Annotated in this window: 17 protein-coding genes; 13 read left to right on the top strand and 4 right to left on the bottom strand. The window is 41.7% G+C overall.

Annotated features, from left to right (window positions below; translation table 11 throughout):
* The first annotated feature begins 107 nt into the window (after window positions 1-107).
* From EJF26_RS04610 to EJF26_RS04600, 3 genes are all read left to right on the top strand, one after another.
* Window positions 108-1,568, top strand: a complete 1,461-nt coding sequence (locus EJF26_RS04610; RefSeq protein WP_025169004.1) for a nicotinate phosphoribosyltransferase — start codon at window positions 108-110, stop codon at window positions 1,566-1,568.
* Complete coding sequence (nadE, locus tag EJF26_RS04605; RefSeq protein ID WP_000058058.1) at window positions 1,565-2,389, top strand: NAD(+) synthase; 825 nt, start codon at window positions 1,565-1,567, stop codon at window positions 2,387-2,389. The genes EJF26_RS04610 and nadE overlap by 4 nt, the downstream gene beginning before the upstream one ends.
* A 252-nt stretch (window positions 2,390-2,641) precedes the next feature.
* Window positions 2,642-3,187: a GNAT family N-acetyltransferase gene (locus EJF26_RS04600; protein WP_000643814.1), complete on the top strand. Its 546-nt coding sequence runs from the start codon at window positions 2,642-2,644 to the stop codon at window positions 3,185-3,187.
* A gap of 59 nt (window positions 3,188-3,246) precedes the next feature.
* Here the strand turns inward: EJF26_RS04600 and EJF26_RS04595 are convergent, their stop codons facing one another.
* Genes EJF26_RS04595 through EJF26_RS04580 form a run of 4 tightly spaced genes read right to left on the bottom strand, consistent with a single transcriptional unit; the run spans window position 3,247 to window position 6,331 of the window.
* Window positions 3,247-3,702, bottom strand: coding sequence for an 8-oxo-dGTP diphosphatase (locus EJF26_RS04595; protein ID WP_001081773.1), 456 nt, complete (start codon window positions 3,700-3,702; stop codon window positions 3,247-3,249).
* 9 nt (window positions 3,703-3,711) lie between these two features.
* Window positions 3,712-4,233, bottom strand: a complete 522-nt coding sequence (locus EJF26_RS04590; protein WP_000400041.1) for a DUF1697 domain-containing protein — start codon at window positions 4,231-4,233, stop codon at window positions 3,712-3,714.
* A 13-nt stretch (window positions 4,234-4,246) separates the two neighbouring features.
* Window positions 4,247-5,428 (bottom strand): aminoacetone oxidase, encoded by a 1,182-nt coding sequence (gene aao, locus EJF26_RS04585; RefSeq protein ID WP_004246837.1) that lies wholly within the window; start codon window positions 5,426-5,428, stop codon window positions 4,247-4,249.
* Window positions 5,429-5,485: 57 nt separating this feature from the next.
* Window positions 5,486-6,331, bottom strand: coding sequence for a DegV family protein (locus tag EJF26_RS04580; RefSeq protein ID WP_000219960.1), 846 nt, complete (start codon window positions 6,329-6,331; stop codon window positions 5,486-5,488).
* Between the two features lie 124 nt (window positions 6,332-6,455).
* Between EJF26_RS04580 and EJF26_RS04575 the strand changes: the two genes are divergently transcribed.
* From EJF26_RS04575 to EJF26_RS04525, 10 genes are all read left to right on the top strand, one after another.
* On the top strand, window positions 6,456-7,013 hold the full coding sequence (locus EJF26_RS04575; RefSeq protein WP_000003897.1) for a TetR/AcrR family transcriptional regulator: 558 nt from the start codon (window positions 6,456-6,458) through the stop codon (window positions 7,011-7,013).
* Window positions 7,014-7,031: 18 nt separating this feature from the next.
* Window positions 7,032-7,499: a deoxycytidylate deaminase gene (locus tag EJF26_RS04570; protein ID WP_000136984.1), complete on the top strand. Its 468-nt coding sequence runs from the start codon at window positions 7,032-7,034 to the stop codon at window positions 7,497-7,499.
* Between the two features lie 88 nt (window positions 7,500-7,587).
* Window positions 7,588-8,217, top strand: a complete 630-nt coding sequence (upp, locus tag EJF26_RS04565; RefSeq protein ID WP_025169005.1) for a uracil phosphoribosyltransferase — start codon at window positions 7,588-7,590, stop codon at window positions 8,215-8,217.
* Window positions 8,218-8,395: 178 nt separating this feature from the next.
* On the top strand, window positions 8,396-8,986 hold the full coding sequence (gene clpP / locus EJF26_RS04560; RefSeq protein ID WP_000613467.1) for an ATP-dependent Clp protease proteolytic subunit ClpP: 591 nt from the start codon (window positions 8,396-8,398) through the stop codon (window positions 8,984-8,986).
* Between the two features lie 78 nt (window positions 8,987-9,064).
* Window positions 9,065-9,334, top strand: coding sequence for a YlbG family protein (locus EJF26_RS04550; RefSeq protein WP_000462107.1), 270 nt, complete (start codon window positions 9,065-9,067; stop codon window positions 9,332-9,334).
* An 87-nt stretch (window positions 9,335-9,421) separates the two neighbouring features.
* Window positions 9,422-10,582, top strand: a complete 1,161-nt coding sequence (locus EJF26_RS04545) for an ABC transporter substrate-binding protein (protein WP_000726136.1) — start codon at window positions 9,422-9,424, stop codon at window positions 10,580-10,582.
* A gap of 119 nt (window positions 10,583-10,701) precedes the next feature.
* Entirely contained in the window at window positions 10,702-11,571 is an 870-nt protein-coding gene (locus EJF26_RS04540; RefSeq protein ID WP_000941417.1) for a branched-chain amino acid ABC transporter permease, read from the top strand.
* 3 nt (window positions 11,572-11,574) lie between these two features.
* On the top strand, window positions 11,575-12,531 hold the full coding sequence (locus EJF26_RS04535; protein ID WP_000856255.1) for a branched-chain amino acid ABC transporter permease: 957 nt from the start codon (window positions 11,575-11,577) through the stop codon (window positions 12,529-12,531).
* The gene (locus tag EJF26_RS04530) at window positions 12,531-13,295 is read left to right on the top strand and encodes an ABC transporter ATP-binding protein (RefSeq protein ID WP_001186011.1); all 765 of its coding nucleotides are present in this window, start codon (window positions 12,531-12,533) and stop codon (window positions 13,293-13,295) included. The genes EJF26_RS04535 and EJF26_RS04530 overlap by 1 nt, the downstream gene beginning before the upstream one ends.
* The gene (locus tag EJF26_RS04525) at window positions 13,295-14,005 is read left to right on the top strand and encodes an ABC transporter ATP-binding protein (RefSeq protein WP_000062229.1); all 711 of its coding nucleotides are present in this window, start codon (window positions 13,295-13,297) and stop codon (window positions 14,003-14,005) included. Before EJF26_RS04530 ends, EJF26_RS04525 begins: the two co-directional genes overlap by 1 nt.
* Window positions 14,006-14,229: the final 224 nt, after the last annotated feature.

Raw genomic sequence — 14,229 nt, 5'->3', positions numbered from 1 at the left:
TTTTTATCAATCTCGGTAAAATGTGTTATAATAGTACTGATTTATCGGATGGTGTGAAAGTGGTAGAATACGTTCATACCTTTATAAAGAAGGAAGAAGGAAAACAGATGTATCCAGATGATAGTTTGACATTGCACACGGACTTGTACCAGATTAATATGATGCAAGTTTACTTTGACCAAGGGATTCACAATAAGAAGGCGGTCTTTGAAGTTTACTTCCGCCAGCAACCATTTAACAACGGTTATGCGGTTTTTGCTGGTTTGGAAAGAATTGTACATTATCTTAAAGACTTACGCTTTTCAGATAGTGATATTGACTACTTGGAGTCGCTAGGCTATCATGGAGCATTCTTGGATTACCTTCGCAATTTCCAGTTGGAGTTGACCGTTCGTTCTGCCCAAGAAGGGGATTTGGTCTTTGCTAATGAACCGATTGTGCAGGTGGAAGGCCCTCTAGCCCAATGTCAGTTGGTCGAAACGGCTCTTTTGAATATCGTCAACTACCAGACCTTGGTGGCTACTAAGGCAGCTCGTATTCGTTCGGTTATTGAAGATGAACCTTTGATGGAGTTTGGGACACGTCGTGCGCAAGAAATGGATGCGGCTATCTGGGGAACACGCGCAGCCGTGATTGGTGGCGCCAATGGAACCAGCAACGTGCGTGCTGGTAAACTCTTTGATATTCCTGTCTTGGGGACTCATGCCCATGCCTTGGTACAAGTTTATGGAAACGACTATGAAGCCTTCAAGGCTTATGCGGCGACCCATCGTGACTGTGTCTTTCTAGTAGATACTTATGACACGTTGCGAATCGGTGTGCCAGCTGCCATTCAGGTGGCGCGTGAGCTGGGTGATCAGATTAACTTTATGGGTGTGCGGATCGACTCTGGGGACATTGCCTACATTTCCAAGAAAGTCCGTCAACAGTTAGATGAGGCTGGATATCCAGATGCCAAAATTTACGCTTCTAATGACCTCGATGAAAATACCATCCTTAACCTCAAAATGCAACACGCTAAGATTGACGTTTGGGGAGTAGGTACCAAGCTGATTACGGCCTATGATCAGCCTGCTCTTGGAGCGGTTTATAAGATTGTAGCTATCGAAGATGAAACTGGTAAGATGCGCAATACCATAAAGCTTTCAAGCAATGCTGAAAAAGTATCGACACCAGGTAAGAAGCAGGTATGGCGCATTACCAGTCGTGAAAAAGGCAAGTCAGAAGGTGACTACATCACCTATGACGGTGTGGATGTTGCCAGCATGACTGAAATCAAAATGTTCCATCCGACCTATACTTACATTAAGAAGACCGTTCGAAACTTTGATGCCGTTCCTCTCTTGGTGGATATCTTCAAAGCAGGGAAATTAGTTTATGACTTGCCTAGTTTGACTGACATTCAGGCCTATGCCCGTAAGGAATTTGACAAGCTTTGGGATGAGTATAAACGGGTACTCAATCCACAGCACTATCCAGTAGATTTGGCGCGTGATATTTGGCAAGATAAGATGGACTTGATTGACAAGATGCGCAAGGAAGCTCTTGGCGAAGGAGAAGAAGAATGAGTTTGCAAGAAACCATTATCCAGCAACTAGGGGTTAAACCAGTGATTGACGCCCAGGAGGAAATTCGTCGTTCGATTGATTTCTTAAAGAGATACTTGAAAAAACACCCCTTCCTCAAAACCTTTGTACTAGGGATTTCTGGAGGACAAGACTCAACCTTGGCAGGGCGCTTGGCGCAATTAGCGATGGAAGAAATGCGAGCTGAGACAGGAGATGACAGCTACCAATTTATCGCTGTCCGTCTACCATATGGCGTGCAAGCTGATGAAGCAGATGCTCAAAAAGCTCTTGCTTTCATCCAACCAGATGTCAGCTTGGTTGTGAATATCAAGGAATCAGCTGATGCCATGACAGCTGCAGTTGAAGCGGCAGGAAGTCCTGTTTCAGACTTTAACAAGGGCAATATTAAAGCTCGTAGTCGTATGATTGCCCAATATGCTCTTGCGGGTGCCCATAGCGGAGCGGTCATTGGAACAGACCATGCTGCGGAAAATATCACAGGCTTTTTTACCAAGTTTGGTGACGGTGGTGCAGACATTCTCCCTCTTTACCGCCTCAATAAACGCCAAGGAAAACAACTTTTGAAGGAACTTGGTGCAGACCCAGCACTTTATGAAAAAATCCCAACAGCAGATTTGGAAGAAGAAAAACCAGGTATTGCAGACGAAGTCGCACTTGGAGTCACTTACAATGAAATTGATGATTACCTAGAAGGCAAAACAATCAGCCCAGAAGCCCAAGCGACTATTGAAAACTGGTGGCACAAAGGCCAACATAAACGCCACCTACCCATCACCGTATTTGATGACTTTTGGGAGTGAAAACCTCCAGTGGAGGTTTTCAGCCCGAGTCTAGAAACGGGAAAACGAGGAACCTCCAGTGGAGGTTTTTACCCTGAGCCTAGAAATGAGAAAGCGAAGAAGGTCCGGGGGGCCTTTTTACCCCGAGTCTAGAAACAGGAAAACGAGGAGGCCCAGTGGATATTTTTAGCTTGAGCATTGAGATTCGAAAGCAAAAACAAGTTTCAATGGAGATTTGACAGAGAACCATATATCAGAAAGTGAGGCAGTGTCATGAAAGCAATCGGTACGCAAATATTACAGACAGAACGTTTGATTTTGAGAAGATTTGTGGAGAATGATGCGGAAGCCATGTTTCAAAATTGGGCTTCATCTGCTGAGAATCTGACCTATCTTACCTGGGATCCCCATCCTGATGTAGAGGTGACTCGGAATTCGATTCGAAATTGGGTTGCCTCCTATGCCAATCTCCACTATTTCAAATGGGCCATTTGTCTCAAAGAAGATCCTGAGCATGTGATAGGAGATATCAGTATCGTTGAAATAGATGAGAATGATTCTTATTGTGAAATTGGGTATGTTTTAGGAAAAAACTATTGGGGCCGAGGTATGATGACAGAGGCCTTGAAAGCTGTGTTAGACTTTTGTTTTACTCAAGCAGGTTTTCAAAAAGTCAGAGCACGATATGCCAGTCTCAACCCAGCTTCAGGCCGTGTGATGGAAAAAGCGGGAATGTCTTATCTAAAAACCATTACCAATGGTGTGGAGAGAAAAGACTACGTTGCGGACCTTATTTATTATCAGATTAAAAAGGACTAAGAAATGACCTGAGCTTCAAAATTTAACTTTTGAAGCTCAGGTCATTTTTTTCTGCTCTTTTATTTTAACTCATAAAGCCAGTCGTCACCGTCTTTGTAGTAAAAGAATTCACTGAGATCGTCTTCTAAAAAAACACGCAGCATGTCTGACATATCCTCAGTTGCAAGTTTCAGATGAGACAGATTTTCAAATTCTTCCCACCAAACAGTACCTTCATCTGAAGATTGGAGTTCACCAGTAAAGTGTTCTGTCTTGTAAAAAAGGACGACATACCGATAATCCCCGTCATCGTACCAGTCTTTGATACCACAAAGTTGAGGTTTGGATATGGTCAGTCCAGTTTCTTCTTTGACTTCTCTGATAACTGCCTCGGTAAAAGATTCCCCACGCTCTACATGACCACCGGGAAAGGTAATACCGGGCCAGTCGGGACTAACTCGATCTTGAACCAGAACCTTATCTCCGTTTTTAATCATGCACATGTTGACAAATTCGACTGTTTCGCGTCTGTTCATCTTGTTCTCCTATTTTGTTAGTAACTTTTCCACTACATTTAGCTTTCTCATGGTCAGATCCACGCCAAACAGTTTTTCAAGATAGTTGGTATTGAGCTTTTTTCGTTTTGCAGTTCTAGGGAGATAGAGGTAGAGACAGTGATCGCCTACACAAATTTCTTCCTCACCGTAGTCAGCTTTCAAATTTTCTAATGGCAGACTTTGGATAAATCCCTGATAAAGGATCACATGCACACGATCATGAAGATAGTCTTCTCTAAACGGATTCTCATGAACAATCTTTTCAAAATCATTCTTATTCTTGATAACCATTTTTAAGTCGGCCCCAATTTTTTCCTTTATCAGAGTATGAACACGTTCTCGTATTTCTTCTAAATCTAAGTCACTTTCAAGAATGATATTCCCACTTTGAATATAGGTTCGAACGTGCTGAAACCCAGCTTCTGTTAAAATATCTATCAAATAAGACATTTTCGGGATAGCATTTTTTCCATTAGGAGTAATGCCTCTCAGTAAAATAATATGTTCCAAAGAACTTCCTTTCTTACTTGGTATTTATTGGATTGGAGCCTGCCACCCAGCCGGTACAGAGGGCAGAAGTGATGTTAAAGCCACCCGTGTGGGCATTGATATCCAGTACCTCGCCTGCAAAGTGGAGGCCGGGAACGAGCTTACTTTCCAGAGTTTTGGGATTGATTTCCTTGAGACTGACACCACCTTTGGTGACAAAGGACTTGGCAAGAGACATTTTTCCAATCACAGGGATTTTGAGTGCTTTGATGGACTGGAGAAGTTGTTCCCGTTCTTTTTCAGTTAGCTGTTTGACTTTTTCAGGATAGCCTTGAACCAAAAATTCTGCCAAGCGTTCTGGAAGCAAGGTTTTTAAAGCATTTTTTAAAGATTTTTCCCGATGTTCTTCTAAAAAGTTTGCCAAATCCTGCTGACTCATTTGAGGCAAAACATCCAGTGAAATAACCTCCCCACCTTTGACAAAACTAGACATGCGCAGGGCAGCAGGGCCAGATAAACCAAAGTGGGTAAAGAGCAGATCATGAGTGATGACATGCTTGCCATAACTTAAGGCCACATCGTCCAGCGAAATCCCCTGAAGCGCTTTGTGAGGAAGATCTGTCAACAATGGACTTTCAGCGGCTTCAAGCTCGGTAATCGTATGTTTAAAATGACGGGCAATCTCATGACCAAAACCAGTCGAGCCTGTAGAAGGATAAGATTTACCACCAGTTGTGACAATCAGTTTATCACAAGTGAAGGTTTGGTCTGCGGACTTGAGGACAAACTGGTTATCCACCTTTTTAACCGAAACAATCTCTGTTTGGGTAGCGACTTGACCACTGAGTTCAGTGATTTTCTTCTCCAAAGCTTCGATAATGGTCTGAGACTTGTCGCTAGCAGGAAAGACGCGTCCGTGGTCCTCGACCTTAAGTTTGACTCCATTTTCCGTAAAAAAGTTGATGATATCATGGTTATTAAACTGAGAGAAGACACTATATAGAAAGCGCCCATTCCCAGGGATGCCAGCCAGTAGGTCGTCTAGAGTTCCATTGTTGGTTACATTACAACGACCACCACCAGTTCCAGCTAATTTTTTTCCCAGTTTCCGATTTTTTTCGATGAGAAGAGTTTTCTGACCATAAAAGCTACTAGAAATCGTAGCCATCATGCCAGCAGGTCCTCCACCGATAACAATAGTATCAAAATGTTTCATAGCTCTATTGTACCACAAAAAACAAGAGATGCTTGGCATCTCTTGTTGCTAATGATCTTAGTTGATTTCATACCCCATCAACAAACCGCCATCTTCTGCATAAAAACTACAGAGGCCAGATGTTGGAACGATTTTGATATTGGCTTGTGGGAATGTTTCCAGCAAGCGGTCTGATAATTGCTGACAGAATCTTTCATTGCTGCGATGAGCCATGACGATACGACCACCATCATAGCCAGCCTTGATGAGTTCTTCATAGGCTGCTTGAAGGGACTTTTTAGCACCACGAGCTTTTTGAAGAAGCTCTAGGGTTCCAGTTTCACTTGCTTCCCCAACCATACGGATGTTGAGAAGGCCAACGACCGTACCGATAAGCTTGCTCAAACGACCATTTTTTACCAAGTTATCTACCTTAGCAAGGACAAAAAGCAACTTCGTTTTTTCTTGGTAGGCTGTAATAGCTTCAACAACTTCCTCATGAGAAAGTCCTTGGTCAATCAAGTCGTTTAATTTTTCTACGAGCAAGTCAACTTCCCCACCTGCAGATAAACTATCAATCACATGAATCTGAGTGTCAGGGTGTTCTTCGAGGTAAATATTTTTAGCGAGCTGTGCACTATTATGGCTACCAGAAAGGGTACCAGTGATAGTAACGACAAAGATATGCTTAGCACCTTCAAATGCACGCAAGTAATCATCAGGGCTAGGACAAGCTGATTTTGAAGCCTCAGAAGTCGCATACATGGTTTCCATCATGTGGTCAATGTTAAGATTGGCATCATCGATAAAGACCTGATCAGCTACTTGAATGGTTAAAGGAACACTAACAAATTCAGTATCAATAGCGGGAGTTACCAATTGACGATAATCACAACCCGAGTCAGCCACAATCTTCCAAGTCATAGAAATTCTCCATCTTTGTCACTTATACATTGACAAAGGTTCTGTCTTTTTTTACAATTATATCATGAAAGCCCTTGAAACAAAAGTACCACCTCTCTGTTGTCACAAGTAGAAAGAAATTGTTATGTCTGAACGTAAAATATCTGAAAAATCTCTTGAAAATCTCAGAAAATCAAATCAAGAATCCAATTTTTTGACCAGAGAAGCGATCGAGACGGCGCTTTTGCAACTTCTAGAGAAAAAAGACTTGGCTAAGATTAGTATCTCAGAGTTGGTCAAGCGGGCGGGTGTCTCACGCGCTGCCTTTTATCGTAACTATGACTCCAAAGAAGAGATTTTGGAAAGCGTCTTTAAACGCAGTGTTCATAATATCATGGAACAGTTGAGCCACTACGATGTCAAAACAGACCTTTATCTGGTCTGGGTTCACCTTTTCCGCGCAGCAAAGAAAGAAGCCAAGGTTATTCAACTTGCTCTGGACTACCATTTGGAAAAGATTTTTGTCCAAGCCATGCAGGAATTTCTAGAAAAATACCACGGAAAGTCAAAAGGCGTTAGCAGCTACCTTCATTCGTTTTGGAGCTCTGCCATCGTATCGGTTCTGCTTAAATGGATCAAGGATGGCATGAAGGTTCCAGCTGAAAAGATTGCCGATTTACGCTTGCCATTTTTCAAAAAATAAAGGAAAAGGAGAAGAGTCATGACAGAAAAAAGACTGGCTTGGGATGAGTACTTTGCAGCCCAGGCTTTACTGATTGCCAATCGTTCAACCTGTAAACGTGCTAAAGTGGGAGCTGTCCTAGTTAAGGACAATAAGGTCATTTCAACAGGCTACAATGGTTCCGTATCAGGAACGGAGCACTGTATTGATCACGACTGTTTAGTCATTGAAGGTCATTGTGTCCGAACACTTCACGCCGAGGTCAATGCCATCTTGCAAGGAGCTGAACGAGGGGTTCCCAGAGGTTTTACAGCCTATGTGACCCATTTCCCTTGTCTGAACTGCACCAAACAACTGCTACAAGTTGGTTGCAAACGTGTAGTCTATATCAACCAGTACCGAATGGATGACTATGCTCAGTACCTTTATCAAGAAAAAGGCACTGAGTTGACCCATTTACCATTAGAGACTGTTCAGACAGCTCTCCAAGAGGCAGATTTGATTTAAAAATTAATAAAAATAAATGGTTTAGAAAGCTTTTTAAACCGTTTTTTGATATAATAAGAAGAATAAATTGAAAGAAGGAACTCAGAAAATGGGAAAAATTGAAGTCATTAATCATCCACTCATTCAACATAAATTGTCAATCTTGCGTCGTACAGATACTTCTACAAAAGCTTTTCGTGAACTAGTAGACGAGATTGCAATGTTGATGGGATATGAAGTACTTCGTGATCTTCCACTTGAAGACGTGGAAATCGAAACACCTATCACAAAGACCGTTCAAAAACAATTGGCTGGTAAAAAATTGGCGATTGTCCCAATCTTGCGTGCAGGTATCGGGATGGTAGATGGACTCTTGAGCTTGGTTCCAGCAGCAAAAGTTGGGCACATTGGTATGTACCGTGATGAAGAAACCCTTCAACCAGTTGAATACTTGGTGAAATTGCCTGAGGACATTGACCAACGTCAAATCTTTGTCGTTGATCCAATGTTGGCAACAGGTGGATCAGCTATCTTGGCTGTTGACTCGCTTAAAAAACGTGGCGCATCAAATATCAAGTTTGTCTGCCTAGTAGCTGCTCCAGAAGGAGTGAAAGCTCTTCAAGCAGCTCACCCAGATGTCGAAATCTTTACAGCAGCTCTGGACGAACACTTGAATGAACATGGCTATATTGTTCCAGGTCTCGGAGATGCTGGAGACCGCTTGTTCGGTACGAAATAAGACTCAGATAGAGTCTTAAAGATGAAATTGGAGGATGTTTCTAATTTCGCGAGGAGGTTGAATTTTTGATTCTGTCGATAGTATAGAGCAAAAATTTGACCTTTTTTGACCAAAAAGATATAATAGTTCTGTATTGAGTCGCATGACTAAGAAAATTCAACATTAAAAGGAGAAATGAATGATTCCTGTAGTTATTGAACAAACAAGCCGTGGAGAACGTTCCTATGACATTTACTCTCGTCTTCTGAAAGACCGCATCATCATGCTAACTGGGCCAGTCGAAGATAATATGGCCAACTCAGTTATTGCCCAATTACTCTTCTTGGATGCCCAAGACAGCACAAAAGATATTTACCTTTATGTCAACACACCTGGAGGTTCTGTTTCGGCTGGTTTGGCAATTGTTGATACCATGAACTTTATCAAGGCTGATGTCCAAACAATCGTTATGGGGATGGCTGCATCTATGGGGACTGTTATTGCATCAAGTGGTGCAAAAGGCAAACGCTTCATGCTTCCAAATGCAGAGTACATGATTCACCAACCAATGGGTGGTACAGGTGGTGGTACCCAACAGACAGATATGGCAATCGCTGCAGAGCACTTGCTTAAAACTCGTAAGACTTTGGAGCAAATCCTTGCAGATAACTCAGGTAAATCAGTTGAGCAAATTCACGCGGATGCTGAACGTGATTACTGGATGAGTGCCCAAGAAACGCTCGAATATGGCTTTATTGATGAAATCATGGCCAATAATTCTTTAAGCTAAGCAACCTAGAAAGCAAACTCGACGGAGTTTGCTTTTTTTGGTATAATAGGGGAAGATTTCTTAGAAAGAGGATCCCTCATGTTTGAAAAAACAAATCGATCAGGATTAATCATCTATCTTTACTATAATCGAGATGCAAAAAAACTTCAGGAATACGGTGACATCTGTTACCATTCTAAGAAGCATCGTTACTTGCAGCTCTATGTTCCAACTGAGGAGCTAGATGACTTAGTTGAGAGATTAGGTAAGGAAAGATTTATCAAAAAAATAAGACGTTGCCACATTCAAGAGTTAGAAACTCCCTTTGTTGGCAATCTCTATCGCACTGAGGAAAACGTTATCATTTAAAAAATGAGATAAATGTGTTGACAATTTTCTGATAATTCGGTATATTCTTAACATACTATTTTTGAAACAACTATAAGGAGATTAAAAATGAAGAAAAAATTTGCCCTATCTTTTGTGGCTCTTGCTAGCGTAGCTCTTCTCGCTGCCTGTGGAGAGGTCAAGTCAGGAGCGTCAAATACAACTGGTAACCCAGTAGACGAAAAGACTATCAAAATCGGTTTTAACTTTGAAGAAACAGGTGCTGTAGCTGCCTATGGTACTTCTGAACAAAAAGGTGCTCAACTTGCTGTTGATGAAATCAATGCTGCAGGTGGTATCGATGGAAAACAAATCGAAGTTGTGGATAAAGATAACAAATCTGAAACTGCTGAGGCTGCCTCTGTTACAACTAACCTAGTAACACAATCAAAAGTTGCAGCAATCGTAGGACCTGCGACATCTGGTGCAACTGCTGCGGCTGTAGCTAATGCTACTCAAGCAGGGGTTCCATTGATTTCACCAAGTGCGACTCAAGATGGTTTAACTAAAGGTCAAGAATACCTATTCATCGGAACATTCCAAGATAGCTTCCAAGGGAAGATCATTTCAAACTATGTGACAAACAAATTGAATGCTAAGAAGGTTGTTCTTTATACGGACAATGCTAGTGACTATGCTAAAGGTATTGCTAAATCTTTCCGCGAAGCCTACAAGGGTGAGATTGTAGCAGATGAAACTTTTGTAGCAGGTGATACAGACTTCCAAGCAGCCCTTACTAAAATGAAAGGGAAAGAGTTTGACGCTATCGTTGTTCCAGGTTACTACACAGAAGCAGGTAAAATCGTAAACCAAGCGCGTGGTATGGGAATCGATAAACCAATCGTTGGTGGTGATGGATTTAACGGTGAAGAATTTGTTCAACAAGCAACTGCTGAAAGAGCATCAAACATTTACTTTATCTCTGGATTCTCAACTACAGTTGATGTTTCTGCAAAAGCTAAATCTTTCCTTGAAGCATACCGTGCTAAATACAATGAAGAACCTTCAACATTCTCAGCTTTGGCCTATGACTCAGTTTATCTAGTAGCCAATGCTGCAAAAGGCGCTAAGAACTCAGGTGAAATCAAGGACAACCTTGCTAAAACCAAAGACTTTGATGGTGTGACTGGTCAAACGAGCTTTGATGCAGATCACAACACAGTGAAAACGGCTTACATGATGACCATGAACAATGGTAAAGTGGAAGCAGCAGAAGTTGTAAAACCATAACATTAGAATAGTAGTTGAAATAGGGAATGAGCCTTTGACTCACTCCCTGTTTCGGTGTTTATGAACTTGTGAAAATAATGAAATTTTTTAAAAAATAACGATAGAAAAGAGTGAATGCGATGCTCCAACAACTTGTGAATGGTCTAATTCTGGGTAGTGTTTATGCACTTTTGGCTCTGGGTTATACCATGGTTTATGGAATTATCAAACTCATCAACTTCGCCCACGGTGATATTTATATGATGGGAGCCTTTATTGGTTACTTTTTGATTAATTCTTTCCAAATGAATTTCTTTTTAGCTTTGATTATTTCAATGGTAGGAACCGCACTACTTGGTGTTGTGATTGAATTTCTTGCCTACCGTCCTTTGCGACACTCTACACGTATTGCTGTATTGATTACTGCCATCGGAGTTTCCTTCTTACTGGAATACGGGATGGTTTATCTAGTAGGCGCCAATACTCGTGCTTTCCCTCAAGCCATTCAAACAATCCGCTTTGATTTTGGGCCAATTAGTTTGACAAATGTTCAATTGATGATTTTAGCAGTTTCTGTACTGTTGATGGTTTTATTGCAATTGATCGTCCAAAAAACAAAAATGGGGAAAGCGATGCGTGCTGTATCAGTTGATAGTGACGCAGCTCAATTGATGGGAATCAACGTAAACCGTACTATCAGCTTTACCTTTGCCTTGGGTTCAGCCCTTGCTGGAGCAGCAGGTGTCCTCATTGCCCTTTATTACAACTCTCTTGAACCTTTGATGGGTGTGACTCCAGGTCTGAAATCTTTCGTTGCGGCCGTACTTGGTGGTATCGGGATTATTCCTGGTGCAGCCCTAGGTGGATTTGTGATTGGCTTGTTGGAAACTTTTGCAACTGCCTTTGGTATGTCTGATTTCCGTGATGCCATCGTATATGGAATCTTGCTTTTGATTCTGATTGTTCGTCCAGCAGGTATCCTTGGTAAGAATGTGAAAGAGAAGGTGTAAACAATGAAGACAAATCTTAAAGTAAATATTCTCTGGTTATTCCTTCTGTTAGCGGGTTATGGATTGATTAGTGTACTGGTTTCTGCCGGTGTTCTCAATCTATTCCATATCCAAATTTTAGAACAAATTGGGATTAATATCATCCTTGCAGTAGGTTTGAACCTAATCGTTGGTTTTTCAGGACAATTCTCACTCGGTCATGCAGGTTTTATGGCGATTGGGGCTTATGCAGCAGCGATTATTGGCTCAAAATCACCAACCTATGGTGCCTTCTTTGGAGCAATGGTCTTGGGTGCCTTGATTTCTGGTGCAGTCGCTTTGCTCGTTGGGATTCCAACACTCCGTTTGAAGGGTGACTACCTGGCTGTTGCGACACTAGGTGTTTCAGAAATCATCCGTATTTTTATCATCAATGGTGGAAGTTTGACCAACGGTGCTGCTGGTATCTTAGGTATTCCAAACTTTACCAACTGGCAAATGGTTTATCTATTTGTGGTGATCACAACTATTGCAACCCTCAACTTCTTACGTAGTCCAATTGGACGCTCTACTTTATCTGTTCGTGAGGATGAGATTGCTGCAGAGTCTGTTGGGGTAAATACTACAAAAATCAAGATTATCGCTTTTGTCTTTGGTGCCATTACAGCAAGTATTGCTGGTTCACTTCAGGCTGGTTTTATCGGATCTGTTGTGCCAAAAGATTACACCTTTATTAATTCCATCAATGTGTTGATTATCGTTGTCTTTGGTGGACTTGGTTCTATTACTGGTACTATTGTTTCAGCGATTGTTTTGGGAATTTTAAATATGCTCCTTCAAGATGTAGCTAGCGTACGTATGATCATCTACGCCTTGGCTCTTGTATTGGTTATGATTTTCAGACCAGGTGGACTTCTTGGAACATGGGAATTAAGTCTATCACGTTTCTTTAAAAAATCTAAGAAGGAGGGACAAAACTAATGGCATTGCTTGAAGTTAAACAGTTAACCAAACATTTTGGCGGTCTAACAGCTGTTGGAGATGTCACTCTTGAATTGAACGAGGGAGAATTGGTTGGTTTGATTGGACCAAACGGGGCTGGTAAAACAACTCTTTTCAATCTCTTGACGGGTGTTTATGAACCAAGTGAAGGTACGGTGACACTAGATGGTCACCTCCTAAATGGGAAAACTCCCTATAAGATTGCTTCACTTGGACTCAGTCGTACTTTCCAAAATATTCGTTTGTTCAAGGATCTGACAGTTTTAGACAATGTTCTCATCGCTTTTGGAAATCATCATAAACAACATGTCCTCGCTAGCTTTCTACGCCTGCCCGCTTTCTATAAGAATGAGGAAGAATTAAAAAGCAAAGCTTTGGACTTGCTTAAAATCTTTGATTTGGATGGCGATGCAGATACACTTGCTAAAAATCTGGCCTATGGTCAACAACGTCGATTGGAAATCGTTCGTGCTTTGGCAACAGAACCTAAGATCCTCTTTTTGGATGAGCCTGCGGCTGGGATGAATCCACAAGAAACAGCTGAATTGACAGAATTGATCCGCCGTATCAAAGACGAATTTAAAATTACCATCATGCTCATCGAACACGATATGAACTTGGTTATGGAAGTTACTGAGCGTATCTATGTTCTTGAATATGGTCGTTTGATTGCTCATGGGACTCCAGATGAAATCAAGAACAACAAACGTGTTATCGAAGCTTATCTAGGAGGTGAAGCCTAATGTCTATGTTAAAAGTTGAAAACCTCTCTGTGCATTACGGTATGATCCAAGCAGTTCGTGATGTAAGTTTCGAGGTTAATGAAGGTGAAGTTGTTTCCTTGATTGGTGCCAATGGTGCTGGTAAAACAACCATTCTTCGCACCCTTTCAGGTTTGGTTCGTCCAAGTACTGGTAAAATTCAGTTTTTAGAAAAAGAAATTCAAAAGATGCCAGCGCAAAAAATCGTGGCAGGTGGCCTTTCACAAGTTCCTGAGGGACGCCATGTTTTTCCAGGATTGACTGTTATGGAAAACTTAGAAATGGGAGCCTTTTTAAAGAAAAATCGTGAAGAAAATCAAGCCAACTTGAAAAAAGTCTTTTCACGTTTCCCTCGTCTGGAAGAACGTAAAAACCAAGATGCGGCGACCCTTTCAGGTGGTGAACAGCAGATGCTGGCTATGGGACGTGCTCTCATGTCCACGCCTAAGCTCCTTCTCTTGGACGAGCCATCAATGGGACTTGCTCCTATCTTTATCCAAGAAATTTTTGATATCATTCAAGATATTCAGAAGCAAGGAACAACGGTTCTCCTAATTGAACAGAACGCTAACAAGGCCCTTGCTATTTCTGACCGAGGTTATGTGCTTGAAACAGGTAAGATTGTCCTATCAGGAACAGGAAAAGAACTCGCAGCATCAGACGAAGTCAGAAAAGCATATCTAGGTGGCTAAAAAGGTCCGGGGGACCTTTTTAGTCGGCAGATAGAGATTGCGTAGCAATCATCAGATCCAGTGGATTGTTTTAGTCGGTGGATGAGAGTTGCGCAGCAATTCCCCTATAGTCCGAGGGACCTTTTTAGTCGGCAGATAAGGATTACGTAAGCAATCATCCAATCCAGTGGATTGTTTTAGTTGGCATATGAATTTGAAGAGCTCCAAATTTGGGGCTCTTTCTT

The sequence above is a fragment of the Streptococcus oralis subsp. dentisani genome, assembly GCF_007475365.1.
In the GTDB taxonomy this organism is placed as follows: domain Bacteria; phylum Bacillota; class Bacilli; order Lactobacillales; family Streptococcaceae; genus Streptococcus; species Streptococcus mitis_AX.
The sequence above is the reverse complement of the archived record's forward strand: the minus strand, read 5'-3'. Positions and strand labels throughout refer to the sequence as shown.

What these genes read in the sequence shown, in the direction of transcription:
- EJF26_RS04610 (WP_025169004.1), top strand. Translation starts at nt 108, where the DNA reads ATGTATCCAGATGATAGTTTGACATTGCACACGGACTTGTACCAGATT.
- nadE (WP_000058058.1), top strand. Translation starts at nt 1,565, where the DNA reads ATGAGTTTGCAAGAAACCATTATCCAGCAACTAGGGGTTAAACCAGTG.
- EJF26_RS04600 (WP_000643814.1), top strand. Translation starts at nt 2,642, where the DNA reads ATGAAAGCAATCGGTACGCAAATATTACAGACAGAACGTTTGATTTTG.
- EJF26_RS04595 (WP_001081773.1), bottom strand. Translation starts at nt 3,702, where the DNA reads ATGAACAGACGCGAAACAGTCGAATTTGTCAACATGTGCATGATTAAA.
- aao (WP_004246837.1), bottom strand. Translation starts at nt 5,428, where the DNA reads ATGAAACATTTTGATACTATTGTTATCGGTGGAGGACCTGCTGGCATG.
- EJF26_RS04580 (WP_000219960.1), bottom strand. Translation starts at nt 6,331, where the DNA reads ATGACTTGGAAGATTGTGGCTGACTCGGGTTGTGATTATCGTCAATTG.
- EJF26_RS04575 (WP_000003897.1), top strand. Translation starts at nt 6,456, where the DNA reads ATGTCTGAACGTAAAATATCTGAAAAATCTCTTGAAAATCTCAGAAAA.
- EJF26_RS04570 (WP_000136984.1), top strand. Translation starts at nt 7,032, where the DNA reads ATGACAGAAAAAAGACTGGCTTGGGATGAGTACTTTGCAGCCCAGGCT.
- upp (WP_025169005.1), top strand. Translation starts at nt 7,588, where the DNA reads ATGGGAAAAATTGAAGTCATTAATCATCCACTCATTCAACATAAATTG.
- clpP (WP_000613467.1), top strand. Translation starts at nt 8,396, where the DNA reads ATGATTCCTGTAGTTATTGAACAAACAAGCCGTGGAGAACGTTCCTAT.
- EJF26_RS04550 (WP_000462107.1), top strand. Translation starts at nt 9,065, where the DNA reads ATGTTTGAAAAAACAAATCGATCAGGATTAATCATCTATCTTTACTAT.
- EJF26_RS04545 (WP_000726136.1), top strand. Translation starts at nt 9,422, where the DNA reads ATGAAGAAAAAATTTGCCCTATCTTTTGTGGCTCTTGCTAGCGTAGCT.
- EJF26_RS04540 (WP_000941417.1), top strand. Translation starts at nt 10,702, where the DNA reads ATGCTCCAACAACTTGTGAATGGTCTAATTCTGGGTAGTGTTTATGCA.
- EJF26_RS04535 (WP_000856255.1), top strand. Translation starts at nt 11,575, where the DNA reads ATGAAGACAAATCTTAAAGTAAATATTCTCTGGTTATTCCTTCTGTTA.
- EJF26_RS04530 (WP_001186011.1), top strand. Translation starts at nt 12,531, where the DNA reads ATGGCATTGCTTGAAGTTAAACAGTTAACCAAACATTTTGGCGGTCTA.
- EJF26_RS04525 (WP_000062229.1), top strand. Translation starts at nt 13,295, where the DNA reads ATGTCTATGTTAAAAGTTGAAAACCTCTCTGTGCATTACGGTATGATC.